This is a genomic window from Cellulomonas uda, assembly GCF_006538705.1.
GTDB lineage: Bacteria > Actinomycetota > Actinomycetes > Actinomycetales > Cellulomonadaceae > Cellulomonas > Cellulomonas uda.
This window is the reverse complement of record NZ_BJLP01000021.1, coordinates 21,803-44,323: the sequence shown is the minus strand read 5'-3', so window position 1 is coordinate 44,323 and position 22,521 is coordinate 21,803. Positions and strand designations below refer to the sequence as shown.

The window sequence follows — 22,521 nt, the reverse complement described above, 5'->3', positions numbered from 1 at the left end:
GCCGCGCGTCGTCGCGCGCTCACACCGGCTGCGTGGCCCCCGGCGTCCCGTCGACCGACCGGGTCCGCGTGGACAGCCACACGCGCGTCGTCCCGGCCGCGAGGAGCGCGGCACCCACCAGGTGCAGGTTCACGAGCGCGATCGGCAGCCCCGTCGCGGTCTGGACGTACCCGATCGCGCCCTGCGCGACCGTCAGCCCGAGCAGCACCAGCGACGCCCGGTGGGCCGCGAGCGCCCGCGTCCCCGCAGGACCGCCGCGGCGCGTGCGCCAGAGCACCGCGACGAGCACGGCGGTGAACGCCCACACGGCCGCGGCGTGCACGCGCGCCATGAGCAGCGGGTCGACCGCGAGCCGGTAGCCGACCTCGTCGTCTCCCGAGTGCGGGCCCGCGCCCGTCGTCAGCGTGCCGAGCACGAGGACGACGACCATGAGCCCGGCCGCGAGGTGCGTCAGGAGCAGGGTCGTGCGGTCGACGAGCGGCGTGGGCACGCCGTCGCCGCCCTCGTCGGCGCGGTGCAGCAGCACCAGGGACGCGGAGACCAGCGCCATCGAGATCAGGAAGTGCGTCGAGACGAGGATCGGCGGCAGCGCCAGGAGCACGAGCACGCCGCCGACGACCGCCTGCGCCACGACACCCGCGAGCGGCACCCAGCCGAGCAGGCGGAACGAGCGGGAGCGGGCGCGGTCCGGCCACACGACGTACGCGACCGCGACGGCCGCGAGCGTGAGCACGAACGTCATGAGCCGGTTCCCGAACTCGACGAACACGTGGTAGGTGGTCGCGTCGTGCAGCACCGGGACGAAGCTGCCCGGCTCGCACTGCGGCCACGTCGAGCAGCCGAGCCCGGACGCGGTGAGGCGCACCGCACCGCCGGTGGCGACGATCGCGATCTGGAGCACGAGGTTCGCGACGAGCACCGCGCGCACGTGGCCGCGCAGCCAGGCCAGCAGGGCGACCCAGCGGCCGCGCGGGCCGCGGGCCGGCTCGCGGTCGGGGACGACGGACGTGGGGCTCGCACTCACGGTGACCAGCCTAGGCCGAGCCGTCCGGCGGCCGGGCCGCGGACGGACCGGGAGGCCTGTGACGTTGCGCGCGCCGCGCGGTCAGTGCCAGCGGAACAGGCGCCCGGCGCCCCACCCGAGCGCCGCGGTCCAGCCGACCAGCACGACGACCGACCAGGCGGGCAGCGTGCCCTGCTGGAACGCCCCCCGCATGGCCTCGCCCAGCGCGCCCGACGGCAGCAGCAGCGCGAGGTGGGAGAGCGGGCCGGGCAGGCGGTCCGCGGGGACGATCACGCCGCCGGCGATCGCGAGGAGCAGCAGCGCGAGGTTCGCGACCGCGAGCACCGCCTCCGCGCGCAGGGTGCCCGCCACGAGCATCGCGAGCGACGTGAACGCCGCGGTCCCGAGCAGCACGGCGACGAGCGAGAGTGCGACGCCGAACGCGTCGGGGCGCCAGCCGAGCGCGACCGCTGTGAGCCCGATCACGAGCACCTGCACGAGCTCGACGACGAGCACGCCGAGCACCTTGCCCGCGAGCAGCCCGCCGCGGCCGAGCGGCGTGGTCGACAGCAGCCGCAGCACGCCGTTGCGGCGGTCGAACGCCGACGCGATCGCCTGCGACGTGAACGACGACGTCATGACGGCGAGCGCGAGGATGCCGGGCGTGAAGAAGTCGATACGGCTGAGCCCGCCGGTGTCGACGTCGAGCACGTCGGCCTGCACGAGCCCGACGAGCGCGAGCACGGGCACGACCACCGTCACCATCAGCTGCTCGCCGTTGCGCAGGATCGCGCGTGCCTCGAACGAGGTCTGCGCGAGGACACGCGTGCGGCGCGACGAGGAGCCGGCGTGGGCGCGGGAGCCGGTGGGCTCGGGCCGGGGCGGTCGGGGTCGGGCCGTCTCGGGTCCGGTCGGCGCAGGGTTCATCGCAGAGTTCATCGCAGAGTTCATCGAAGAGTTCATCGCAGGGTCCGCCCGGTCAGGTCGAGGAAGACGTCCTCGAGCGTGCGGCGGCCGACGGTCAGCCGGGTCGCGAGCACGTCCTGCTCGGCGAGCCAGCGGGTCAGGGCGGCGACGGTCGTCGGGCCGACGGGGCCGACGACCGCGTAGCTGCCGGGTGAGGTCTCGGTCGTCGTGACACCCGGTCCGTCGGCCGTGAGCGCGGCGGTGAGCGCGACCACGTCGAGCCCGGGCGTCGCGTCGAGGCGCAGCGTGCGGTCGTCACCCGACGAGACCAGGTCGCGCACCGAGCCCTGCGCGATGACCTTCCCGTGGTCCACGACGACCACGTGGTCCGCCAGGTCCTCGGCCTCGTCCATGAGATGCGTGGTGAGCACCACGGCCACGCCTTCGTCGCGCAGCTCGCGGACGAGCTGCCACACGGCGTGGCGGGACTGCGGGTCCATACCGGCGCTGGGCTCGTCGAGGAACGCGACCTGGGGTCGGCCGACGACGGCCGTGGCGAGCGCGAGACGCTGGCGCTGACCGCCGGACAGGCGTCGCACGGTGGTGCGCGCGAACGAGCCGAGCCCGAGCCGCTCGGTGAGCTCGTCGAGCGGGCGCGGGTCGGCGTACATGCGCGCGACGTGCTCCAGCATCTGCGCGGCGGGCACGCCGGTCGGCAGACCGCCGTCCTGGAGCATCACGCCGACCCGGGGGCGCAGCTCGCGCGCGTCGTCGACGGGGTCGAGCCCGAGCACGCGCACGGTGCCCGCGTCGGGCCGGCGCAGGCCCTCGCAGCACTCGATCGTCGTCGTCTTGCCCGCGCCGTTCGGCCCCAGGACGGCGGTGACGGCGCCGGGCCGTGCGACGAGGTCGAGGCCGTCGACGACGGCGCGGTCGCCGTAGCGCTTGACGAGACCGGAGATCTCGACGGCCTGCTCGGCGACGGGGGAGGCGGGCACGGACGACGAGTCTAGGTGGGCCGCGCGCGGGACGCCCTGACGCTCCGCGTCGAGCCAGCGGTGGGGGACGTCACACCGCGACCGGGCGGCCGCGAAGGGTTGCCTTGCTTGCGCACGGGGAATTTGGCAACAACCATGTTGTCGATATCGGTCGTGCGCCCCGCAGGTCGCGTCGCACGACGAAGCAGCCGACGAGCGGAGGTGGGATGAGCGAGCTCACGCATGCGGTCCCGCTCCCGGGGCCCGGCGAGGACACCACGGACGCGTCGACGCGGCAGCGCGTCCTGCAGCTCGTCGCCGGCGAGGGGCCCATCACGGCCGCCGACCTCGCCGCACGGCTCGACCTGACGCCCGCCGCGATCCGGCGGCACCTGGGCGTCCTCGAGACCGCCGCCCAGATCGCGGTGCACGACGGCGTCGGTCACGGACCGGCCCGCCGCGGCCGGCCCGCGAAGCGGTACGTCGTGACGGCGCTGGGTCAGAGCGCGCTGTCGCAGCGTTACGCGGAGATCGCGACCGACGCGCTGCGGTTCCTCGCGGACACGGTCGGGACCGAGGCCGTCGAACGGTTCGCGGCGCAGCGCGTCGCGGAGCTCGAGGCACGGCTCGCGCCGCGCGTCGAGGGCGCGGCGGGAGGCGACGTGGCGGGACGCGTCGAGCTGCTCGCGGACGCGCTGTCGGACGACGGCTACGCGGCGACGGCCCGCACGGTGCCCGGCCTGCACGCCGTCCAGCTGTGCCAGGGCCACTGCCCGGTGCAGCACGTCGCGCACGAGTTCCCGCAGCTGTGCGACGCCGAGACGCGCGCGTTCTCGCGCCTGCTCGGCGTCCACGTGCAGCGGCTCGCGACCCTCGCGGGCGGCGGGCACGTGTGCACCACGAACATCCCGGTCGCCCAGCCGCCACCCGCGGCCGACGTCGCCCCGACCACGAACCCCCCTGTGCTCGCCCCGGAAGGAACGAACGCATGAGCGCACCTACGCAGGACCCGGAGCAGCCGATGACGCAGGACGAGGCCATCGCCTCGATCGGCAGCTACAACTACGGCTGGCACGACACGGACACCGCGGGCGCGACCGCGAGGCGCGGCCTCTCGGAGGACGTCGTGCGGGAGATCTCCCGGCTCAAGAACGAGCCGGAGTGGATGCTCAAGACGCGCCTGAAGTCGCTGCGCATGTTCGAGAAGAAGCCCATGCCCTGGTGGGGTGCGGACCTGTCGGGCATCGACTTCGACAACATCAAGTACTTCGTGCGGTCCACGGAGAAGCAGGCGGCCAGCTGGGACGACCTGCCCGAGGACATCAAGAACACGTACGACCGGCTGGGGATCCCCGAGGCGGAGAAGCAGCGCCTCGTCGCCGGTGTCGCCGCGCAGTACGAGTCCGAGGTGGTCTACCACCAGATCCAGGAGTCGCTCGAGGAGCAGGGCGTCATCTTCCTCGACACCGACACCGGCCTGCGCGAGCACCCGGAGATCTTCGAGCAGTACTTCGGCTCCGTGATCCCCCCGGGCGACAACAAGTTCGCGTCGCTCAACACCGCGGTGTGGTCGGGCGGCTCGTTCGTCTACGTCCCGCCGGGCGTGCACGTCGAGATCCCGCTGCAGGCCTACTTCCGGATCAACACCGAGAACATGGGCCAGTTCGAGCGGACGCTGATCATCGCCGACGAGGGCTCGTACGTGCACTACGTCGAGGGCTGCACGGCGCCCGTGTACTCGTCGGACTCGCTGCACTCGGCGGTCGTCGAGATCATCGTCAAGAAGAACGCCCGCGTGCGGTACACGACGATCCAGAACTGGTCGAACAACGTGTACAACCTCGTCACCAAGCGGGCGACCGCTGCCGAGGGCGCGACCATGGAGTGGGTCGACGGCAACATCGGCTCCAAGGTGACGATGAAGTACCCGGCGATCTACCTCATGGGCGAGCACGCGCGCGGCGAGACGCTGTCGATCGCGTTCGCCGGCGAAGGCCAGCACCAGGACGCGGGCTCCAAGATGGTGCACGCCGCGCCGCACACGTCGTCGTCGATCGTCTCGAAGTCGGTCGCGCGCGGCGGTGGCCGCACGTCGTACCGCGGTCTCGTGCAGATCCTCGAGGGTGCCTCGCACTCCGCGTCGAACGTGCTGTGCGACGCGCTTCTCGTCGACCAGATCTCCCGCTCGGACACCTACCCGTACGTCGACGTCCGCGAGGACGACGTGTCGATGGGCCACGAGGCCACGGTGTCCCGCGTGAGCGAGGACCAGCTGTTCTACCTGATGTCCCGAGGCATGCCGGAGACGGAGGCCATGGCGATGATCGTGCGCGGGTTCGTCGAGCCCATCGCGCGTGAGCTGCCCATGGAGTACGCCCTCGAGCTCAACCGCCTCATCGAGCTGCAGATGGAAGGGGCCGTCGGCTGATGACGACCACCACGAACGAGTCGGCGCTCTCGACCGACCACTCCCGCGCGGTCGCGGACGGCGCGCACACGCACGGTGTGGGCGGTGTGCCGGAGGCCTCGCGCGCCGAGCGCAGGACGTCCTTCGACGTCGCGGACTTCGCCGTCCCCACCGGCCGCGAGGAGGAGTGGCGGTTCGCTCCCGTCGCGCGCCTCGCGCCGCTGTTCGCCGCGGACTCGGGCGGCGTGCTCGACGGGCACGGCGTCCTGACGACCGTCGTCGAGTCGCCCGAGGTCGTCGTCGAGATCGTCGACCGCGGCGACGCGCGTCTCGGTGTCGTCGGCAAGCCGGGCGACCGCGCGGCGGCCGTCGCGTGGGCCTCGGCGCCGCGCGCCACGCTCGTGACGATCCCGCGGGAGGCCGTGACCTCGAAGGTCACGTCGATCCGCATCGAGGGCGTCGAGGGCGCGGGCACGCAGGAGGCGCCGCTCGAGCCGAGCGCGGCGCACCTCGTCGTGCGGGCCGAGGCGATGTCGCAGGGCACCGTGGTCATCGACCACGTCGGCCACGCCGCGCTCACCGAGACGGTCGAGATCGTCGCCGAGGACGGCGCGCACCTCACGGTCGTGTCGGTGCACGACTGGGCCGAGGGCTCCGTGCACGCCGCGTCGCACCGCCTCAAGGTCGGCCGTGACGCGACGGTCAAGCACATCGTCGTGACGCTCGGCGGCGACGTCGTGCGCGTGACCCCGGACGCGCAGTTCGCCGGCGAGGGCGGCTCGGTCACCATGCTCGGGCTGTACTTCGCGGACGCCGGCCAGCACCAGGAGCACCGGCTGTTCGTCGACCACGCGGTGCCCAGCTGCGTGAGCCGCGTGACCTACAAGGGCGCGCTGCAGGGAGCGGGCGCGCACACGGTGTGGGTCGGCGACGTGCTGATCCGGGCCGAGGCCGAGGGCACCGACACGTACGAGCTCAACCGCAACCTCGTCCTCACCGACGGGGCGCGCGCGGACTCCGTGCCGAACCTCGAGATCGAGACCGGGCTGATCGAGGGCGCGGGGCACGCGTCCGCGACCGGCCGGTTCGACGACGAGCAGCTGTTCTACCTGCGGGCCCGCGGCATCCCCGAGCCCGACGCGCGACGCCTCGTCGTGCGCGGCTTCTTCGCCGAGCTGGTGCACGAGATCGGTGTCCCGGAGGTCGAGGAGCGGCTCATCGCCGCGATCGAGGCCGAGCTCGAGGAGTCGATGTCCGTGCTCGACCAGGTCGCCGTCGAGGGCAGCGACGCGGGTGCCGTGGTGGAGCAGGCATGACCGCACAGCTCGCGTGCTACGCGTCCGACGTGCCCACGGGGGGCACGCTGCGCGTCGAGCTCGAGGGCGAGACCGGGACCGTCGAGGTCGCGATCGTCCGCGACGACGACGGCGAGCTGCACGCGATCAGCGACATCTGCTCGCACGGCGCGGTCTCGCTGTCCGACGGCGAGGTCGAGGGCTGCACGATCGAGTGCTGGCTGCACGGCTCGCGGTTCGACCTGCGCTCCGGCAAGCCGCTCGGCCCGCCCGCCGTCACCCCCGTCCCCGTCTACCCGGTCACGCTGGACGGCGAGCGCGTGCTCGTCGACGTGGACCGGACTGTCTGACCGTCACCGAGGAGCAACCCGCATGACCACCCTGGAGATCCGCGACCTGCACGTCAGCGTCGAGACGAAGGAGGGCCCCAAGCCCATCCTGCGCGGCGTCGACCTGACCGTGAACAGCGGCGAGACGCACGCGATCATGGGCCCCAACGGCTCGGGCAAGTCGACGCTCGCGTACTCGCTCGCCGGCCACCCGAAGTACCAGATCACGGGCGGCTCGGTGCTGCTCGACGGCGAGGACGTCCTGGCGATGTCCGTCGACGAGCGGGCCCGCGCCGGCATGTTCCTGGCGATGCAGTACCCGGTCGAGGTGCCGGGCGTCTCGGTGTCGAACTTCCTGCGCACCGCGAAGACCGCGATCGACGGCGAGGCCCCCGCGCTGCGCTCGTGGGTCAAGGACGTCCGTGCCGCGATGGAGAACCTGCGCATGGACTCGACGTTCGCGGAGCGGTCCGTGAACGAGGGCTTCTCGGGCGGTGAGAAGAAGCGCCACGAGATCCTGCAGATGGAGCTGCTCAAGCCGCGTCTCGCGATCCTCGACGAGACCGACTCGGGCCTCGACGTCGACGCGCTGCGCATCGTGTCCGAGGGCGTCAACCGCGTCCGTTCGACCACCGACGTCGGCGTCCTGCTGATCACGCACTACACGCGCATCCTGCGCTACATCACGCCCGACTTCGTGCACGTCTTCGTCGACGGCCGCATCGCGGAGGAGGGCGGCCCGGAGCTCGCCGAGCGCCTCGAGAACGAGGGCTACGACCGGTTCCTGGTCAACTCCTGACCTCGTGCGGGTGCCGGGCCGCTGCCCGGCACCCGCGCACCCCACCCGTCCACGTCGAGGGGATCCGCAGTGAGCACCACCCTGGAGGCCGCCGAGCTGGCGGCGGTGCGGGCCGACTTCCCGCTGCTCGAGCGCACGCTGCGTGACGGCAAGCGGCTGGTCTACCTCGACTCGGGGGCCACGTCGCAGAAGCCCGACGTGGTCCTCGACGCCGAGCAGGACTTCTACCTGCAGCGCAACGCCGCGGTCCACCGCGGTGCGCACCAGCTCGCCGAGGAGGCGACCGAGGCGTTCGAGGACGCCCGGGCGCGCGTCGCGTCGTTCGTCGGGGTGTCGCCCGGCGAGCTCGTGTGGACGAGCAACGCGACCGCGGGCATCAACCTGGTCGCCTACGCGCTGTCGAACGCGACGGCGGGCCGCGGGGGAGCAGCGGCACAGCGGTTCGCGCTGCGTCCCGGCGACGAGATCGTCGTCACCGAGGCCGAGCACCACGCGAACCTCGTGCCGTGGCAGGAGCTCGCGCTGCGCACGGGTGCGACGCTGCGGTGGATCGGCGTGGACGACGACGGGCGACTGCGGACCGACGAGCTCTCGAGCGTCGTCACCGACCGCACGCGCGTGCTGGCCTTCACGCACGCGTCCAACGTGACCGGCGCGATCACCGACGTGCCCGCGTTCGTCGCCCGCGCCCGCGAGGTGGGCGCGCTCACGGTGCTCGACGCGTGCCAGTCCGTGCCGCACCTGCCGGTCGACCTGCACGAGCTCGGCGTCGACTTCGCCGCGTTCTCGGGGCACAAGATGCTCGCCCCGACCGGCGTCGGCGCGCTCTACGGGCGACGCGAGCTGCTCGAGGCGATGCCGCCGGTCACCACGGGCGGCTCGATGGTCGAGGTCGTCACGATGACCGAGACCACGTACGCCCCGCCGCCGCAGCGGTTCGAGGCCGGCACGCAGATGGTCTCGCAGGCCGTCGCGATGGGCGCGGCCGCGACCTACCTGTCCGACCTCGGGATGGACGCCGTCGCCGCGCACGAGCACGACCTGGCGGGCCTGCTGCTCGACGCGGTGGCGTCCGTGCCGGGTGTGCGGGTGATCGGCCCGACCGACACCGCAGACCGGCTCGCCGCGGTGTCGTTCGTCGTCGACGGCGTGCACGCGCACGACGTGGGGCAGGTGCTCGACGACGCCGGCGTCGCGGTGCGCGTCGGCCACCACTGCGCACAGCCGCTGCACCGCCGGTTCGGCGTGGCCGCGACGGCACGCGCGACCGCCGCGGTGTACACCACCGACGAGGAGATCGCCGTGTTCCGGGAAGCGCTCGCGGGGGTCCGGGCGTTCTTCGGACTGACGGACTGACGGCGCCCCCGGCGCCACGAGAAGGGCGACGTATGAGCAGCTCGATGGAGCAGCTGTACCAGCAGGTGATCCTGGACCACGCGAAGTTCCCGCACGGGCGAGGGCTGGGCGAGGCGGCGGACGGCGCCCGCTCGGCGCAGTCGCACCAGGTGAACCCCACGTGCGGCGACGAGGTGACCCTGCAGGTCGACGTCGACGACGCCGGGGTGGTCCGCGGGCTGCGCTGGGAGGGGCAGGGCTGCTCGATCTCGCAGGCCTCGGTCTCGGTGCTGCACGACCTGGTGCTCGACCAGCCGCTGGGCACCGTCGACACGCTCGCCGCGTCGTTCCGCGACCTCATGCAGTCCAGGGGGCAGGGGCTCGACGACGACGACGCCGAGGAGGCGCTCGGCGACGCCGCCGCCTTCACGGGCGTCGGCAAGTACTCCGCACGCGTGAAGTGCGCCCTGCTCGGCTGGGTCGCGCTGAACGACGCACTCATCAAGACCGGATCCCGGGAGGACGCATGACCACCCCCAGCACTGGCTCACCGACGACCGTCGCGGACGTCGAGGAGGCGATGCGCGACGTGATCGACCCCGAGCTCGGGATCAACGTCGTCGACCTCGGCCTCGTGTACGGGGTCGCGCTCGAGCAGAACACCGCGGTGATCGACATGACGCTCACGTCGGCGGCGTGCCCGCTCACCGACGTCATCGAGGACCAGTCGGCGCAGGCGCTCGACGGCATCGTCGACGGCTTCCGCATCAACTGGGTCTGGATGCCGCCGTGGGGCCCGGAGAAGATCACCGAGGACGGTCGTGAGCAGATGCGGGCCCTCGGCTTCAACATCTGACACACCTCGCACGCGGGCGGTGGACGGCGGACTCGTCGTCCACCGCCCGCGTTCGTGTGACGTCCCTTGCTCGTGCGAGCCGGGCCGCGTTAGCGTCTCCCCAGGTCAAGAGCGATCAGCGAGACGCCCTCCGCGTGCTGGTCCGGCAACCGCGCAACCTCGCGCACGGTGCCCCGGAGGAAGACCGGCCCGGCGGCGACCGCCGCCGGGAAGTGCGAAGGGAGTACGCCCATGAGTGAGAAGTTCCTGCGCGCCGACGGTCTCGTCGAGCTGCGCCCCGCCCCCGCGGCGGTCGCGGAGGCGAGCCGGACCGGTGTCGACCTCGTCACCCGCGGGGAGCTGTGCACCGCGTGCCTGGTCGGCGACTGGGGTCTGTCGCTGCTGAGGGCCGCCAAGACGCTCTGCGACGACTGCACCTGGCTCGAGTCCGAGGTCTCGCGGCGGGCCGGAGCGGCACGCTCGCGTGCGGGTCGGACGGCCGGCGACGGGGTCGTGCAGCTCGCCGGGCTGTCCGACCCCGACGACGCGTCGTGGGCGCCGGTCCGCGCCGCGCTCCAGCTGCGCGACGCGCGCCTGACCGTGCTGCTCGACGACGCCGCGGCGTCGGGTATGGCGGTCGTCGAGCTGGACTCGGTGCGGGATCACGATCGCACCGTGCGAGCGGTCAGCCGGCAGGACGCTCTCCGGTCCGGTCTGCTCGACGACTCGGCGGAAGCACGAGTGCGTCTGTTCGCGGAGTGGCTGCGTCTGCTCGCTCCCGAGGACCACGCCGTGCGCGCCGACGTGCTGGCGGACGTCCCGGCGCTCGCGCACGCCCTGCGCGCGCACCAGGTGGGAGTGATGGCGGCCTCGGCCCGCGCTGACGTCGACCGGGTGGGCCGGGAGACGGCCCGAGCCCTCGCGACGGTGACGCGTGCGCCGCTCGCGCTGGGCGCCGTCGTGAGCCGTCTCGTTCGGGTCCGCCTGACCCGTTTCGCGCGCGCGGCCCGCGCGTAGCACCGACGCATCGCGTGGGTCCGGCTGACCTGCGTGGTGGGGGTCGCACTGGGCCGCGCCACGCAGGTCAGCCCGGCGCGGCGTGCGCTCAGCCCTTCTTCGACTTGGGGGCGCGCAGCCGGAGCCACCGCGCCTGGCCCTCCTCCCGGAGCTCGACCTGCCCCTGGCGTGAGCGCACGAAGTCCGTGAACGTCGCGAAGCCGAGCGCAGCCTCGTTGTACCGGGGGTCGAGCCGCTTCATCTGCTGCTTGACCGCCGACGCCTGGCTCCAGCCGTCGGCGTCCTTCGCGACCAGCCCGAGTGCGCGTGCGAGCAGCCGCGTCGCGACCGGACCGCTGATCGGCTGTGACGACGTCTCGGGCTCGGTGCGCGTCGCGGTCGTCGCCGTGCGCGGAGCGGTCGTCACGGGCGAGGCAGCAGCGTCGTCCGGGGCGCCCGTGACGACGGTGTCGTCGTCCTCTGCCTCGTCCGACTGCCGCACGGCCTCGTCGTAGTACTCGAACTCGTCGCACGCGGAGATCAGTGCCTTGCTGGTCCCGCCCGGCACGCCGACGCCGACGACCACGCGCCCGAGGCGCTTGCACCGCTGCGCGAGCGCAATGTAGTCGGAGTCGCCAGCCACGATCACGACGTGCGTGAGGTCGGTGAGACGGAACAGGTCCTCGAGCACGTCCACGGCGAGCCGGATGTCGGCGCCGTTCTTGGTACCGGACGCAGGGAAGAGCTGCGTGAGGTCGATCGCGCGGTCCACCAGCTGGCGCCGGTACGCCGCGTTGGCCGGCACCGACCAGTCGGCGTACGCGCGGGTCACGGCGAGCGTGCCGAACGACGACGCGTAGTCGAGGAGCGCGCTCACGTCGACCCGGGCGGCGTCGAGCCGAGGGGCGACGTCCTTACCGGCGTCACGCGCGTTGTCCTTGCGCCACGAGCCGTCACCGTGGAGCTGGTCGTAGCGGGAGATGACGATGTTGTCGAAGTCGAGATAGACGCCCACGCGGGCGGAGCTGTCGTCGGTGCTCATGCCCGGAGTCTGCCCGATGCGGGCGTCAGAGCGTGTCGGCGGCGAAGGTGTCGCACGCCGCGAGGTCGCGCTGCTGGTAGCCGGTGGTGAACCAGCGCTGGCGCTGCTCGCTCGAGCCGTGGGTCCACGAGTCGGGGTTCACACCGCCGCCCGACTGCTGCTGGATGTGGTCGTCGCCCACGGCTGCGGCCGCGTCGATCGCCTGCGCGAGCTCGTCGGCGGTGATGGGCTTGAGGTAGGTGACACCGGTGTCGGGGTCCTCGGTGGTCGCGGCGTTGCCGGCCCACATGCCCGCGTAGCAGTCGGCCTGGAGCTCGACGCGCACGGAGTCCGACCCGGCGCCCGACCCGCGGCGGTCGGAGGAGTCGAACACGCCGGTGACGTTCTGGACGTGGTGGCCGTACTCGTGCGCGTAGACGTACATCTCGGCGAGCGGGCCGCCCTTCGCGCCGAACTGGCTGGTCAGCAGGTCGAAGAAGCCCAGGTCGAGGTAGATCGTCTGGTCCCCGGGGCAATAGAACGGCCCGGACGACGACGACGCGTCGCCGCACGCGGTCCGCACCGCGGACGTGAACTCCACGGCCTCCGGGATGGTCGCGTCCGCCTTGCGCAGGGTGGGCGTCCAGTACGTGTCGAGGGAGTCGAGGGTCGCGGACAGGCGGCACGCGCGGTCGGTGTTGGCCTGCTCGGCCGTGCAGGCACCGACGGTGCCGTCCTGACCGGGCTCGCCCCCGCCACCACCGAGGAGCGCGCCGGGGTCCACGTTGCCCCCGGACAGCAGCGTGATCGCGAGGATCACGAGCAACCCGAGACCGCCGACGCCGCCGCCGATCGCCATGCCACGCCCGCCGGCGGAGCGGCGCGACTGCACGCGTCCGCCGCCGAAGCTGCCACCCTCCTGGAACGTCACACCCGGGACGGTAGTCCGTGCACGGGCACCGCGCGATTCAGCCCTCGCCGATCCCGCGCGCGGCGAGCGCCTCGCCCGTCGCGCGTGCGTGGCCGACCATGCGCACCGCGGCCGGCACGACGAGCGCGCGCGGCGAGCGGCCGAGCCCGCGCGCCCGTGCGGCGTCGCGGGACTCGTGCGCGGCGTGCAGCAGGACGGGGACGGAGCGCAGCATGAGGCTCACCGCGAGCGCGACGGTCTGCGGGGGGAGGCCGACGTGCCGCAGCGGCCCGGCGGCACGGCGCAGCGCGTCGAGCAGGTCGTCGGCGCGCGTGGTCGCGGTGACGACGGTGGCGAGCAGGACGAGCGCGACGAGGTCGGCGGCGGTCTCGACGCCCGACGCCCAGCCGCGTGACCATGCCTGGTACCCGCCGACGAGGACCGCGACGGCGCCGACGCGCACGAGGCCGCTGCGCGTGCGGTGCCACGAGAGCCTCGCGACGGCGTGGCAGGCGACGGCGACGGCGAGCGCGACGAGCGCCGACGCGGCTCCGCGGACGACGAGGACGACGACGCCGGCCAGTGCGAGGGCCGCGAGCTTGCGGAGCGCGGGCGCCCGGTGCAGCACCGAGGTGCCCGGCTGGTGCATCCCGAGCGGGCCGGACCAGACGGGCCGCAGCGGCGTGCCGGGGCGGGTCACCGGATTTCGCCGGAACGCACGGGGGAGGAGGTCATGAGGTCCCGGTACGCGGCGACGGCGGCGGACGGCTCGCCGTCGTGGACCACCCGGCCGTCGTCGACGACGAGGACGCGCTCGGCGTGCAGCGCGGCGTCCAGGTCGTGCGTGACGACGACGACCTGCTGCGGCAGGTCGGCGAGCAGGTCGTCGACCACCGCGCGCCAGCGCAGGTCGAGCAGCGTCGTCGGCTCGTCGCAGACCAGCACGTCGGGGTCGGTCGCGAGCACGGACGTGAGCGCGAGGAGCTGGCGCTGCCCGCCGGACAGCGCGTGCACGGGCAGGTCGGCGCGGTCCGCGAGCCCGATGCGCGCGAGCGCCGCACGGGCCCGGGCCTCGCGCTCGCGCGCGTCGGGCACGCTGCGCCGCAGCGACAGCGCGACGTCCTCGACGGGGGTGGGCATGACGAGCTGCGCGTCGGGGTCGGTGAACACGAAGCCGACGCGCCGCCGGACGGCCGGTCCGTCGGTACGCGTGTCGAGCCCGTCGACGCGCACGGTCCCGGACGACGGCAGCACGAGCCCGTTGAGCAGGCGCGCGAGCGTCGACTTGCCGGAGCCGTTCGCGCCGACGACCGCCACGCGCCGTTCGGTGAGGCGCAGCGTGACCGGGCCGAGCAGGCGCGTGACGGTGTCCGGGCCGCCCGAGGGGTCGGGCGTCCAGGCCGTGACGAGCGCCTCGCTCAGCTCGATCATCAGCGGCGCCGGCGCAGCAGGTCCGGGTAGGCGGCGAACACCGCGAGCGCGACCGCGGCCGCGAGGAGGGTCTTCACGGTGTCCCCGGGGAAGAACACGGCGCCCGCCGCGAAGGCCTCACCGGCCGTGAGGTCGGTGCGCAGCACGATGCCCGCGATACCCAGCGGGTGGACGGTGAGCGCGGTGGCGGTCAGGCCGCTCGCGACGAGGACGAGGTAACGCGCGGGGCCGGTCGCCTTGCGCGCGGCGCTCGCGAGCACGCCCGCGAGCGCGGCGGCCAGCGGGAAGCCCAGCAGGTAGCCGACGCTGGGCCCGGCGAGCACCGCCAGGCCGCCCGTGCCGCCCGAGAACACGGGCACGCCCGCGAGCCCCACGGCGAGGTAGAGCAGCACGGCGAGCGCGCCGCGGCGCCAGCCGAGCACCAGGCCGGCCAGCACGACCCCGAAGGTCTGGAGCGTGACGGGCACCCCGGTGCCCGTCGGGATGCCGGGGACGACCGCGCACACCGCGATGAACGCGGCGAACACCGCGACGAGCGCGACGTCGGCCGTCGCGGGGTGCGCCCGCTCGGCGGGCTCGGGCAGCGCGACGTCCAGCACCGCGGCCGGGTCGGGCAGCGCGGGGGACTGCGGGGCGTCCGCGATCGCGGTCCCGGGCGGTGCGGAGTGCTGGCGTGCGTCGGTCACGGGTGGCCCCCTCGGGTCGGTGCTCCGGTGCGTCGTCGTGCGGGATCGGTCGGGTCGTCGTCCGCGCTCGTGCGCTCGTGCTCGTCGTCGCCGCGCCCGTCCGTGCCGGACGGCGCCGCCGTCCCGCCGGTGGGCGGGGGAAAGGACGACGGTCGTCACGCTAGTGCTCGTTAGGATGGACGGCGTTTGTGCGCCCGCCCAAGACAGGCGCGGGCTTTCCGGAGGAAACCACCACGTGATCACCGCCCACGGCGTCGGCCTGCGCATCGGCGCACGCGAGCTGCTCGCCGAGACCTCGTTCCGCATCGCTGCGGGCGACCGCATCGGTCTCGTCGGCCGCAACGGCGCCGGCAAGACGACCCTCACCAAGACGCTCGCGGGCCAGGCCCAGCCGACGAGCGGCACGATCACGCGCGGGGAGGTCGGCTACCTGCCGCAGGACCCCGCGACCGGTGACCTCGACGTGCTCGCGCTCGACCGCGTGCTGTCGGCGCGCGGCCTCGACGAGATCGTGCGCAGCATGCGCGCGACCGAGCAGGTCATGGCCGAGGGCACCGACGACGAGCGGGACAAGGCGATGGCGCGCTACTCGCGCCTGGAGGCCCGGTTCACCGCGGCGGGCGGCTACGCCGCCGAGTCGGAGGCGCACCGCATCACCGCGAACCTCGGGCTCGACGACCGTGTGCTCGCCCAGACGCTCGGGACGCTGTCCGGCGGCCAGCGCCGTCGGGTCGAGCTCGCGCGGATCCTGTTCTCCGGTGTCGAGACACTCCTGCTCGACGAGCCGACGAACCACCTCGACGCCGACTCGATCGCCTGGCTGCGCGACTACCTCAAGGCGTACTCGGGCGGCTTCGTCGTCATCTCGCACGACGCCGAGCTGCTGCGCGCGACCGTCAACAAGGTGTTCCACCTCGACGCGAACCGCGCCGCGCTCGACCAGTACAACCTCGGCTGGGACGCGTACCTGCTGCAGCGCGAGACCGACGAGAAGCGGCGTCGCCGGGAGCGTGCGAACGCCGAGAAGAAGGCCGCGGCGCTGCTCGCGCAGGCGGACAAGATGCGCGCCAAGGCAACCAAGGCCGTCGCGGCGCAGAACATGGCGCGGCGCGCCGAGCGGATGCTGTCGGGCCTCGAGGAGGTCCGCGCGAGCGACAAGGTCGCCAAGCTGCGGTTCCCCGACCCGGCGCCGTGCGGGCGCACGCCGCTCACGGCGTCGGACCTGTCGAAGTCGTACGGCTCGCAGGAGGTCTTCACGGGCGTCGACCTGGCGATCGACCGCGGCTCACGTGTCGTGGTGCTCGGTCTCAACGGCGCGGGCAAGACCACCCTGCTGCGGCTGCTCGCGGGCATCGAGACCCCGGACACCGGCGAGGTGCACCCCGGGCACGGCCTCAAGCTCGGGTACTACGCGCAGGAGCACGAGACGCTCGACCTCGAGCGCACGGTGGTGGAGAACCTGCGCTCGGCGGCGCCGGACCTCTCCGACACGCAGGTCCGCTCCGTCCTCGGCTCGTTCCTGTTCTCGGGCGACGACGCCGACAAGCCGGCGCGCGTGCTCTCGGGCGGGGAGAAGACGCGGCTCGCGCTCGCGGCGCTCGTCGTCTCGGCGGCGAACGTCCTGCTGCTCGACGAGCCGACGAACAACCTCGACCCGGCGAGCCGCGAGGAGATCCTCGCGGCGCTGCGGGGGTACCAGGGTGCCGTGGTGCTCGTGAGCCATGACGAGGGCGCGGTCGCCGCGCTGGACCCGGAGCGCGTGCTCCTGCTGCCGGACGGTGACGAGGACCTGTGGAGCGCCGACTACCTGGACCTGATCACGCTGGCCTGAGCGCGCTCAGCGGGCCGTGCGGCTCGCGTCGTCGGGCGTCTGCGCGTCGATGAGGGCGTCCTCCTCGGCCTCGGCCCGGCCCTCGCGCCGGCGGGGCCGGGCGGGGCGTGCCGGCGCGGCCGGTGCCGTCCCGCCCGCGGGCTCGGACGGCTCGAACGGTGCGCCCGTGCCGTCGCGTTCCTCGACGACCTCGCGGCGGGCGAGCCAGGCGAAGCCCAGCAGGCCGCCCAGCGCGAACGCCCACCACTGGAACGCGTACGACAGGTGCGAGCCGGGGTCGAGGTCGGGTGCGGGCAACGTCCCGAGGGGTGTCGCGGGTGCCGGGTCCTCGGCGACGAGCTGCCCGTACGCGCCCGCGTAGACCGCGGCGTCCGTGAGCCCCGCGGCGGCGGCGACCTGCGCAGGGTGCAGCGCCTGCACCGACCCCGCGGGCGCGCCGCGGTCGCTCGGCTGCTCGGCGTGCCGCACGCGCACGACGAGCCCGACCTCGCCCGCGGGCGGCGGGGGCACGTCGACGCCGGCGCTCGCGTCCGCACCGGTCGGCACCCAGCCGCGGTCCACGACGAGCACCGCGTCCGTGCCCGTGACCCGGAACGGGACGAGCACGTGGTACGCCGGGTTGCCCTCGACCGGTCGGTTGCGCAGCAGGACCGTCGCGTCCGTGAGGTAGCGACCCGTCGTGCGGACCTGCGACCACTCGTCGGCGTCCGCGAGCCGGTCGCCCGGTGCTGCCAGCACGTCGGCCAGGGGGACCGGGGGAGCGTCGTAGTTGCGCTCGACCGTCGCGATCTGCGCGTCCCGCCACTCGTGGCGGTGCCACTGCCAGCGACCCAGGAACGTGCACGCCACCGCGACGAGCACGCCGACGAGCACCAGGACGACGGCCCGCCGCCGGGCAGGGCTCACGGCGCGTCCGACGACGCGAGCTCCGCCACCGGGACGGTGTCCTTGAGGAAGCCGCGCACGTCGAGGAACTGCGTCAGGTGCTCGCGATGCTCGTCGCACGCGAGCCACACCTTGCGGCGCTCGGGCACGTGCAGCTTCGGGTTGTTCCACAGCAGCGCCCACGTGGCGTCCCGCCGGCAGCCGCGTGCGCTGCAGATCGGGTCGTCCACCGGGTCCGGCACGGGCAGGGTCACGCGCGGCCTCCCGCGGGGTCGTCGGGTGTGTCGCCGATCCGGCCCGGCCGGCCGCCGGGGCCGATCTCGCGCAGGTCGACGAAGGGTTCGGCGTCGTCGCGACGCTCGCGGCCCGCGTTGGCGAAGATGACCGCCACGTACGGCAGCACCACGGCGGCGACGACGAGCACCAGGGACACCCACCGCGGCACGTGCGACCACGTGACGATCGTGAGCACGAAGCACACGAGGCGGACGCCCATCTGGGCGAGGTACCGGCGCTGGCGCCGGGCGACGTCCTCGGCGAGCGGTTCGGGCGCAGCGGTGATCCGCTGGACCGGCTCCTCGCCTCGACGTGACCTCACGCCTCGATCGTACGTTCCTGCGCACGGGCGCCGACCCACGGACCACGTCCGCCGCTCTTGTGCACTTCCCCCAACTGGGGCGCGACAACCTGTGCCGCGCCGGAACGGCGACGAGCGCACCTGCTCGGCTACCGTCGTGACTCGTGCCTGAGACTTCCGACAACTCCAGCGTCCCGTCCGGCGACGAGCGGCCCGCGCCGCGCGTCGTGCTCGTCACGGGCGCCAACCGCGGCATCGGCCGGGCGATCGCGCAGCGGTTCGTCGCCGCGGGGGACCGGGTCGCGACGATCTACCGGTCCGGCGAGCTCCCGCCGGGCGTGCTCGGCGTGGTCGGGGACGTGCGGGACAGCGCGTCCGTGGACGCCGCGTTCACGGCGGTCGAGGCCGAGCTCGGCCCGGTCGAGGTGCTCGTCGCGAACGCGGGAGTCACCCGCGACCAGCTCCTCATGCGGATGACGGACGAGGAGTTCGACGAGGTCCTCGACGTGAACCTCAAGGGCGCGTTCCGGTGCGTGCGTCGCGCCAGCAAGCCCATGATCCGGCTGCGTCGCGGGCGCATCGTGCTCATCTCGTCGGTCGTGGGTCTGTACGGCGGTCCCGGGCAGGTCAACTACGCGTCCTCCAAGGCCGCCCTCGTCGGGATGGCGCGGTCCATCACGCGCGAGCTCGGCGGCCGCGGGATCACCGCGAACGTCGTCGCACCCGGCTTCATCGACACCGACATGACGCGCGCGCTGCCCGAGGCGACGCAGGCGTCCTACAAGGCCGCGATCCCCGCGGGCCGCTTCGCCACACCCGACGAGGTCGCCGCGGCCGTCGAGTTCCTCGCGTCGCCCGCCGCGGGGTACGTCAGCGGCGCCGTGCTGCCCGTCGACGGCGGCCTCGGCATGGGCCACTGACCCACCCTTCGAACCCCCGCACCACGGAAGAGAGACACACACCATGGGCCTGCTCACCGGCAAGAAGCTCCTCGTCACCGGCGTCCTGACGGACGGATCCATCGCGTTCCACGTCGCGCGCCTCGCCCAGGAGGAGGGGGCGCAGGTCGTCCTGACGTCCTTCGGCCGGCAGTTCCGGCTCACCCAGGTCATCGCCCGCCGCCTGCCCGTCGAGGCGCCCGTGGTCCAGCTCGACGTCACCGACGCCGACGACCTGGCGGCGCTCGCGGACCGCGTGCGCGAGGCCGGCGTCGACCGTCTCGACGGCGTCGTGCACTCGATCGGGTTCGCCCCCCAGTCCGTCATGGGCGGCAACTTCCTCGCGGGCGAGTGGGCGGACGTGTCCACCGCGCTCGAGGTCTCCGCGTACTCGCTCAAGTCGCTCGCGGTGGCCGCGCAGCCGCTGCTCACCGAGGGCGGCTCCGTCGTCGGCCTGACGTTCGACGCCAAGTTCGCGTGGCCGGTCTACGACTGGATGGGTGTCGCGAAGGCCGCGTTCGAGTCGACCGCGCGCTACCTCGCGCGTGACCTCGGCCCCTCTGGTGTGCGCGTCAACCTCGTCTCCGCCGGCCCGATCCGCACCACCGCCGCGAAGTCCATCCCCGGCTTCGAGACGATGGAGTCGCGCTGGTCCGACCGGGCGCCGCTCGGCTGGGACGTCACCGACCCGGAGCCCGCCGCGCGCGCCGTGGCCGCGCTGCTGTCCGACTGGTTCCCCGCGACCACCGGCGAGATCGTGCACGTCGACGGCGGCGTGCACGCGATGGGTCAGTGACCCGGGCCGGTGACGCGGTGCGTGCGGGAGACGTGCCCGAGTGGCACGCTGACCCCGTGAGCACGCGACGGCTCGTGCTGCTGCGCCACGCCAAGGCGGAGCACCCCGACGGCATCCCCGACCACGAGCGCCCGCTCGCGCTCGCGGGGCGCCGGCAGTGCCCGCTCGTGGGCGCGGCGATGGCCGAGGCCGGGGTCGCTCCCGACCTGGTGTGGTGCTCCAGCGCCGTGCGGACGCGTCAGACCTGGGAGCTCGTGCGCGGCGCGCTCGGCCTCGAGCCGCCGGTCGAGTACCGCGGCGAGGTGTACGACGCGGGCGTGCGCTCGCTGCTCTCGCTCGTCGCGTCCGCGCCCGCCGCGGTGCGCACGCTCGTCGTCGTCGGGCACGAGCCGACCATGTCGCATGCCGCCGCGACGCTCGCCGGACCCGGCTCCGACGAGGCCGCGGTCGCGCGCGTGCAGGTGGGTGTGCCGACCGCGTCGTGGTCGTGGCTCGAGTTTGACGGCGCGTGGGCCGACCTCCAGCCGCGCGCCGCCCGGCTCCTGCGCCTGGTCACCGCGTCCTGACGCCGGGCGTCAGGCGAACGGCGCGAGGGTGAGGGCGGCGTCGAGGCGCCCCTCGATCGTCGCGTCGGCCTGCTGCGCGACGACCGGCTTGGCGTTGTACGCGATGCCGAAGCCGGCCGTCGCGAGCATGTCGAGGTCGTTCGCGCCGTCGCCGATCGCGACCGTCGCCGCGAGGTCGACACCGACGCTCGCGGCGTAGTCGCGCAGCGCGACCGCCTTCGCGGCGCGGTCCACGACGGCGCCTGTGACGCGTCCCGTGAGTCGTCCGTCGCCGACCTCGAGCCGGTTGGCGCGCACGAGCGAGATGCCCAGCGACGCGGCCAGCGGTGTCACGAGCTCGACGAACCCGCCCGAGACGAGCCCGACGGCCCACCCCCGCTCCTGCACGGCCGCGACGAGCTCGCGTGCGCCGGGGGAGAGCCGCATCTGCGCACGCACCTCGTCGAGCACGCTCACCGGCAGCCCGGCCAGGGTCGCGACGCGCTCGTGCAGCGACGCGGCGAAGTCCAGCTCGCCGCGCATGGCGCGCTCGGTGATCTGCGTGACGAGCTCGGCGGACCCCGCGTGCTCCGCGAGCATCTCGATCACCTCGCCCGTGATGAGCGTGGAGTCGACGTCCATCACGAGCAGGCCGGCGGCAGCGTTCGTCACGGCGTGCAGGGTACCGAGCGCGACGTGCCGCGGGCCGGACCGTCCACGCCGACGGTCCGGCCCGCACGCACGACGCCGAGCGAAGGTCAGTCCGTGATGATCGAGCCCTTCGGGACCACGGTGAGCCCGGACTCGGTCACGGTGAAGCCCCGCGCGCGGTCGTGCTCGTGGTCGAGCCCGATGCGCGCCCGCTCGGGGACGATGACGTTCTTGTCGAGGATCGCGCGGTGCACCTGCGCGTACCGGCTGACCTGCACGCCGTCCATCAGCACCGAGTCCGTGACCTGCGCCCACGAGTGCAGCCGGATGCCCGGGGAGAGCACCGAGCCGGACACCGTCGCACCCGAGACGACGACGCCCGGGGAGACGATCGAGTCCGCGGCGTGCCCGAGACGGCCCGCGCCGGCGTGCACGAACTTGGCCGGCGGCAGACCCGTGTAGCCGGTGTGCAGGGGCCACTCGTCGTTGTACAGGTTGAACACCGGCTCGACCGCGATGAGGTCGATGTTCGCCTCGTAGAACGCGTCGATCGTCCCGACGTCGCGCCAGTAGTCCCGGTCACGGGGCGTCGAGCCCGGCACGTCGTTGCGGATGAAGTCGTACACGCCCGCGGTCCCGCGCTCGACGAACCACGGCACGATGTCGCCACCCATGTCGTGCCGGGAGTTCACGTCCTCGGCGTCGACCGTCACGGCCTTCACCAGGGCGTCCGCGTCGATCACGTAGTTGCCCATCGAGGCGAGCACCTCGTGCGGCGAGTCCGCCAGGCCGATCGCGTCGGTCGGCTTCTCGCGGAACGCCCTGATGCGCGTCGGGTCGTCCGGGTGCGTCTCGATGACGCCGAACTGGTCGGCCTCCTCGATCGGCTGGCGGATGCCCGCGACGGTCAGCTCGGCACCGGACGCGATGTGCGCGTCGACCATCTGGGAGAAGTCCATGCGGTAGACGTGGTCGGCGCCGACCACGACCACGATGTCGGGGCGCTCGTCGTCGATGATGTTCAGGCACTGGTAGATCGCGTCGGCGCTGCCGAGGTACCAGTGCTTGCCGACGCGCTGCTGCGCGGGGACGGCGGCGACGTAGTTGCCGAGCAGGGCCGACATGCGCCACGTCTTCGAGACGTGCCGGTCCAGGCTGTGGGACTTGTACTGCGTCAGCACGATCACGTGCAGGTAGTGGGAGTTGATGACGTTCGACAGGGCGAAGTCGATGAGCCGGTAGATCCCGCCGAACGGGACTGCCGGCTTCGCCCGGTGGGCCGTGAGCGGCATGAGTCGCTTGCCCTCGCCACCTGCGAGGACGATGGCCAGGACGCGCGGTTGTGCCATGCCCCGAACCCTAGGCCCG

General features: G+C 73.6%; 26 protein-coding genes and 1 riboswitch. Of the genes, 13 read left to right on the top strand and 13 right to left on the bottom strand.

The genetic code is table 11. The features are described 5' to 3' along the window. Positions 1-19: 19 nt before the first annotated feature. The 3 genes from CUD01_RS07795 to CUD01_RS07785 all read right to left on the bottom strand — a co-directional run bounded on the left by CUD01_RS07795 (position 20) and on the right by CUD01_RS07785 (position 2,907). Positions 20-1,024 carry a COX15/CtaA family protein gene (locus tag CUD01_RS07795; RefSeq protein ID WP_244937706.1) on the bottom strand — a complete coding sequence of 335 codons (1,005 nt, stop codon included), beginning with the start codon at positions 1,022-1,024 and terminating at the stop codon, positions 20-22. An 81-nt stretch (positions 1,025-1,105) separates the two neighbouring features. After that, on the bottom strand, positions 1,106-1,942 hold the full coding sequence (locus tag CUD01_RS07790; protein ID WP_243860757.1) for an ABC transporter permease: 837 nt from the start codon (positions 1,940-1,942) through the stop codon (positions 1,106-1,108). A 20-nt stretch (positions 1,943-1,962) separates the two neighbouring features. Then, positions 1,963-2,907 (bottom strand): ABC transporter ATP-binding protein, encoded by a 945-nt coding sequence (locus CUD01_RS07785; protein WP_141320047.1) that lies wholly within the window; start codon positions 2,905-2,907, stop codon positions 1,963-1,965. 206 nt (positions 2,908-3,113) lie between these two features. On the opposite strand from CUD01_RS07785, the gene CUD01_RS07780 reads away from it, so the two are divergent. The 9 genes from CUD01_RS07780 (at position 3,114) to CUD01_RS07740 (ending at position 10,903) form a co-directional block, all read left to right on the top strand. After that, positions 3,114-3,878 (top strand): helix-turn-helix transcriptional regulator, encoded by a 765-nt coding sequence (locus tag CUD01_RS07780; RefSeq protein WP_141320045.1) that lies wholly within the window; start codon positions 3,114-3,116, stop codon positions 3,876-3,878. Then, entirely contained in the window at positions 3,875-5,314 is a 1,440-nt protein-coding gene (sufB, locus tag CUD01_RS07775; protein WP_141320043.1) for a Fe-S cluster assembly protein SufB, read from the top strand. The genes CUD01_RS07780 and sufB overlap by 4 nt, the downstream gene beginning before the upstream one ends. Then, positions 5,314-6,609 (top strand): Fe-S cluster assembly protein SufD, encoded by a 1,296-nt coding sequence (gene sufD, locus CUD01_RS07770; RefSeq protein ID WP_141320041.1) that lies wholly within the window; start codon positions 5,314-5,316, stop codon positions 6,607-6,609. The genes sufB and sufD overlap by 1 nt, the downstream gene beginning before the upstream one ends. Next, a complete protein-coding gene (locus CUD01_RS07765; protein WP_141320040.1) occupies positions 6,606-6,938 on the top strand; it encodes a non-heme iron oxygenase ferredoxin subunit in 333 nt (110 codons plus the stop codon). Before sufD ends, CUD01_RS07765 begins: the two co-directional genes overlap by 4 nt. A 22-nt stretch (positions 6,939-6,960) precedes the next feature. Further along, positions 6,961-7,716, top strand: coding sequence for a Fe-S cluster assembly ATPase SufC (sufC, locus tag CUD01_RS07760; protein WP_141320038.1), 756 nt, complete (start codon positions 6,961-6,963; stop codon positions 7,714-7,716). A 69-nt stretch (positions 7,717-7,785) separates the two neighbouring features. Further along, positions 7,786-9,072 (top strand): SufS family cysteine desulfurase, encoded by a 1,287-nt coding sequence (locus tag CUD01_RS07755; protein ID WP_141320036.1) that lies wholly within the window; start codon positions 7,786-7,788, stop codon positions 9,070-9,072. Positions 9,073-9,104: 32 nt separating this feature from the next. Continuing rightward, positions 9,105-9,581 carry a Fe-S cluster assembly sulfur transfer protein SufU gene (gene sufU / locus CUD01_RS07750; protein ID WP_094179883.1) on the top strand — a complete coding sequence of 159 codons (477 nt, stop codon included), beginning with the start codon at positions 9,105-9,107 and terminating at the stop codon, positions 9,579-9,581. After that, complete coding sequence (locus tag CUD01_RS07745; protein WP_094179884.1) at positions 9,578-9,907, top strand: metal-sulfur cluster assembly factor; 330 nt, start codon at positions 9,578-9,580, stop codon at positions 9,905-9,907. Before sufU ends, CUD01_RS07745 begins: the two co-directional genes overlap by 4 nt. A 103-nt stretch (positions 9,908-10,010) precedes the next feature. Next, positions 10,011-10,128, top strand: a riboswitch (SAM riboswitch). Between the two features lie 10 nt (positions 10,129-10,138). Continuing rightward, complete coding sequence (locus CUD01_RS07740; protein WP_141320034.1) at positions 10,139-10,903, top strand: hypothetical protein; 765 nt, start codon at positions 10,139-10,141, stop codon at positions 10,901-10,903. 88 nt (positions 10,904-10,991) lie between these two features. Here the strand turns inward: CUD01_RS07740 and CUD01_RS07735 are convergent, their stop codons facing one another. Genes CUD01_RS07735 through CUD01_RS17030 form a run of 5 tightly spaced genes read right to left on the bottom strand, consistent with a single transcriptional unit; the run spans position 10,992 to position 14,930 of the window. Beyond that, on the bottom strand, positions 10,992-11,924 hold the full coding sequence (locus CUD01_RS07735; RefSeq protein ID WP_141320032.1) for an NYN domain-containing protein: 933 nt from the start codon (positions 11,922-11,924) through the stop codon (positions 10,992-10,994). A gap of 25 nt (positions 11,925-11,949) precedes the next feature. Continuing rightward, on the bottom strand, positions 11,950-12,834 hold the full coding sequence (gene ypfJ / locus CUD01_RS07730; RefSeq protein ID WP_141320030.1) for a KPN_02809 family neutral zinc metallopeptidase: 885 nt from the start codon (positions 12,832-12,834) through the stop codon (positions 11,950-11,952). A gap of 37 nt (positions 12,835-12,871) precedes the next feature. Next, on the bottom strand, positions 12,872-13,513 hold the full coding sequence (locus CUD01_RS07725) for an energy-coupling factor transporter transmembrane component T (protein WP_244937705.1): 642 nt from the start codon (positions 13,511-13,513) through the stop codon (positions 12,872-12,874). Then, on the bottom strand, positions 13,510-14,244 hold the full coding sequence (locus CUD01_RS07720; protein ID WP_141320028.1) for an energy-coupling factor ABC transporter ATP-binding protein: 735 nt from the start codon (positions 14,242-14,244) through the stop codon (positions 13,510-13,512). Before CUD01_RS07720 ends, CUD01_RS07725 begins: the two co-directional genes overlap by 4 nt. Further along, positions 14,244-14,930 carry a biotin transporter BioY gene (locus CUD01_RS17030; RefSeq protein ID WP_371860767.1) on the bottom strand — a complete coding sequence of 229 codons (687 nt, stop codon included), beginning with the start codon at positions 14,928-14,930 and terminating at the stop codon, positions 14,244-14,246. Before CUD01_RS17030 ends, CUD01_RS07720 begins: the two co-directional genes overlap by 1 nt. Before the next feature lie 235 nt (positions 14,931-15,165). Here CUD01_RS17030 and CUD01_RS07710 point away from each other — a divergent pair, with 235 nt between their 5' ends. Next, positions 15,166-16,761, top strand: coding sequence for an ABC-F family ATP-binding cassette domain-containing protein (locus CUD01_RS07710; protein ID WP_094179889.1), 1,596 nt, complete (start codon positions 15,166-15,168; stop codon positions 16,759-16,761). 6 nt (positions 16,762-16,767) lie between these two features. Here the strand turns inward: CUD01_RS07710 and CUD01_RS07705 are convergent, their stop codons facing one another. From CUD01_RS07705 to CUD01_RS07695, 3 genes are read right to left on the bottom strand one after another with little or no spacing between them, the layout of a single operon-like run. Next, on the bottom strand, positions 16,768-17,667 hold the full coding sequence (locus CUD01_RS07705) for an SURF1 family cytochrome oxidase biogenesis protein (protein ID WP_141320024.1): 900 nt from the start codon (positions 17,665-17,667) through the stop codon (positions 16,768-16,770). After that, positions 17,664-17,900: a hypothetical protein gene (locus tag CUD01_RS07700; protein WP_094179891.1), complete on the bottom strand. Its 237-nt coding sequence runs from the start codon at positions 17,898-17,900 to the stop codon at positions 17,664-17,666. The genes CUD01_RS07705 and CUD01_RS07700 overlap by 4 nt, the downstream gene beginning before the upstream one ends. Then, positions 17,897-18,244 (bottom strand): DUF3099 domain-containing protein, encoded by a 348-nt coding sequence (locus tag CUD01_RS07695; protein ID WP_141320022.1) that lies wholly within the window; start codon positions 18,242-18,244, stop codon positions 17,897-17,899. Before CUD01_RS07695 ends, CUD01_RS07700 begins: the two co-directional genes overlap by 4 nt. 143 nt (positions 18,245-18,387) lie before the next feature. On the opposite strand from CUD01_RS07695, the gene CUD01_RS07690 reads away from it, so the two are divergent. Genes CUD01_RS07690 through CUD01_RS07680 form a run of 3 tightly spaced genes read left to right on the top strand, consistent with a single transcriptional unit; the run spans position 18,388 to position 20,523 of the window. Continuing rightward, entirely contained in the window at positions 18,388-19,143 is a 756-nt protein-coding gene (locus tag CUD01_RS07690; protein ID WP_094179893.1) for a beta-ketoacyl-ACP reductase, read from the top strand. Between the two features lie 43 nt (positions 19,144-19,186). Continuing rightward, positions 19,187-19,957 (top strand): enoyl-ACP reductase FabI, encoded by a 771-nt coding sequence (gene fabI, locus CUD01_RS07685; RefSeq protein WP_141320020.1) that lies wholly within the window; start codon positions 19,187-19,189, stop codon positions 19,955-19,957. Between the two features lie 56 nt (positions 19,958-20,013). Then, positions 20,014-20,523, top strand: a complete 510-nt coding sequence (locus CUD01_RS07680; protein WP_141320018.1) for a SixA phosphatase family protein — start codon at positions 20,014-20,016, stop codon at positions 20,521-20,523. Between the two features lie 9 nt (positions 20,524-20,532). Here the strand turns inward: CUD01_RS07680 and serB are convergent, their stop codons facing one another. Together serB and glgC are read right to left on the bottom strand one after the other, a co-directional pair. Beyond that, the gene (serB, locus tag CUD01_RS07675; RefSeq protein WP_141320073.1) at positions 20,533-21,183 is read right to left on the bottom strand and encodes a phosphoserine phosphatase SerB; all 651 of its coding nucleotides are present in this window, start codon (positions 21,181-21,183) and stop codon (positions 20,533-20,535) included. 77 nt (positions 21,184-21,260) lie between these two features. Continuing rightward, positions 21,261-22,502: a glucose-1-phosphate adenylyltransferase gene (gene glgC, locus CUD01_RS07670; protein ID WP_141320016.1), complete on the bottom strand. Its 1,242-nt coding sequence runs from the start codon at positions 22,500-22,502 to the stop codon at positions 21,261-21,263. Positions 22,503-22,521 lie beyond the last annotated feature (19 nt).

What these genes read in the sequence shown, in the direction of transcription:
- CUD01_RS07765 (WP_141320040.1), top strand. Translation starts at nt 6,606, where the DNA reads ATGACCGCACAGCTCGCGTGCTACGCGTCCGACGTGCCCACGGGGGGC.
- CUD01_RS07740 (WP_141320034.1), top strand. Translation starts at nt 10,139, where the DNA reads ATGAGTGAGAAGTTCCTGCGCGCCGACGGTCTCGTCGAGCTGCGCCCC.
- CUD01_RS07720 (WP_141320028.1), bottom strand. Translation starts at nt 14,244, where the DNA reads ATGATCGAGCTGAGCGAGGCGCTCGTCACGGCCTGGACGCCCGACCCC.
- sufU (WP_094179883.1), top strand. Translation starts at nt 9,105, where the DNA reads ATGAGCAGCTCGATGGAGCAGCTGTACCAGCAGGTGATCCTGGACCAC.
- sufD (WP_141320041.1), top strand. Translation starts at nt 5,314, where the DNA reads ATGACGACCACCACGAACGAGTCGGCGCTCTCGACCGACCACTCCCGC.
- fabI (WP_141320020.1), top strand. Translation starts at nt 19,187, where the DNA reads ATGGGCCTGCTCACCGGCAAGAAGCTCCTCGTCACCGGCGTCCTGACG.
- CUD01_RS07780 (WP_141320045.1), top strand. Translation starts at nt 3,114, where the DNA reads ATGAGCGAGCTCACGCATGCGGTCCCGCTCCCGGGGCCCGGCGAGGAC.
- glgC (WP_141320016.1), bottom strand. Translation starts at nt 22,502, where the DNA reads ATGGCACAACCGCGCGTCCTGGCCATCGTCCTCGCAGGTGGCGAGGGC.
- CUD01_RS07745 (WP_094179884.1), top strand. Translation starts at nt 9,578, where the DNA reads ATGACCACCCCCAGCACTGGCTCACCGACGACCGTCGCGGACGTCGAG.
- sufC (WP_141320038.1), top strand. Translation starts at nt 6,961, where the DNA reads ATGACCACCCTGGAGATCCGCGACCTGCACGTCAGCGTCGAGACGAAG.
- CUD01_RS07790 (WP_243860757.1), bottom strand. Translation starts at nt 1,942, where the DNA reads ATGAACTCTGCGATGAACCCTGCGCCGACCGGACCCGAGACGGCCCGA.
- sufB (WP_141320043.1), top strand. Translation starts at nt 3,875, where the DNA reads ATGAGCGCACCTACGCAGGACCCGGAGCAGCCGATGACGCAGGACGAG.
- CUD01_RS07735 (WP_141320032.1), bottom strand. Translation starts at nt 11,924, where the DNA reads ATGAGCACCGACGACAGCTCCGCCCGCGTGGGCGTCTATCTCGACTTC.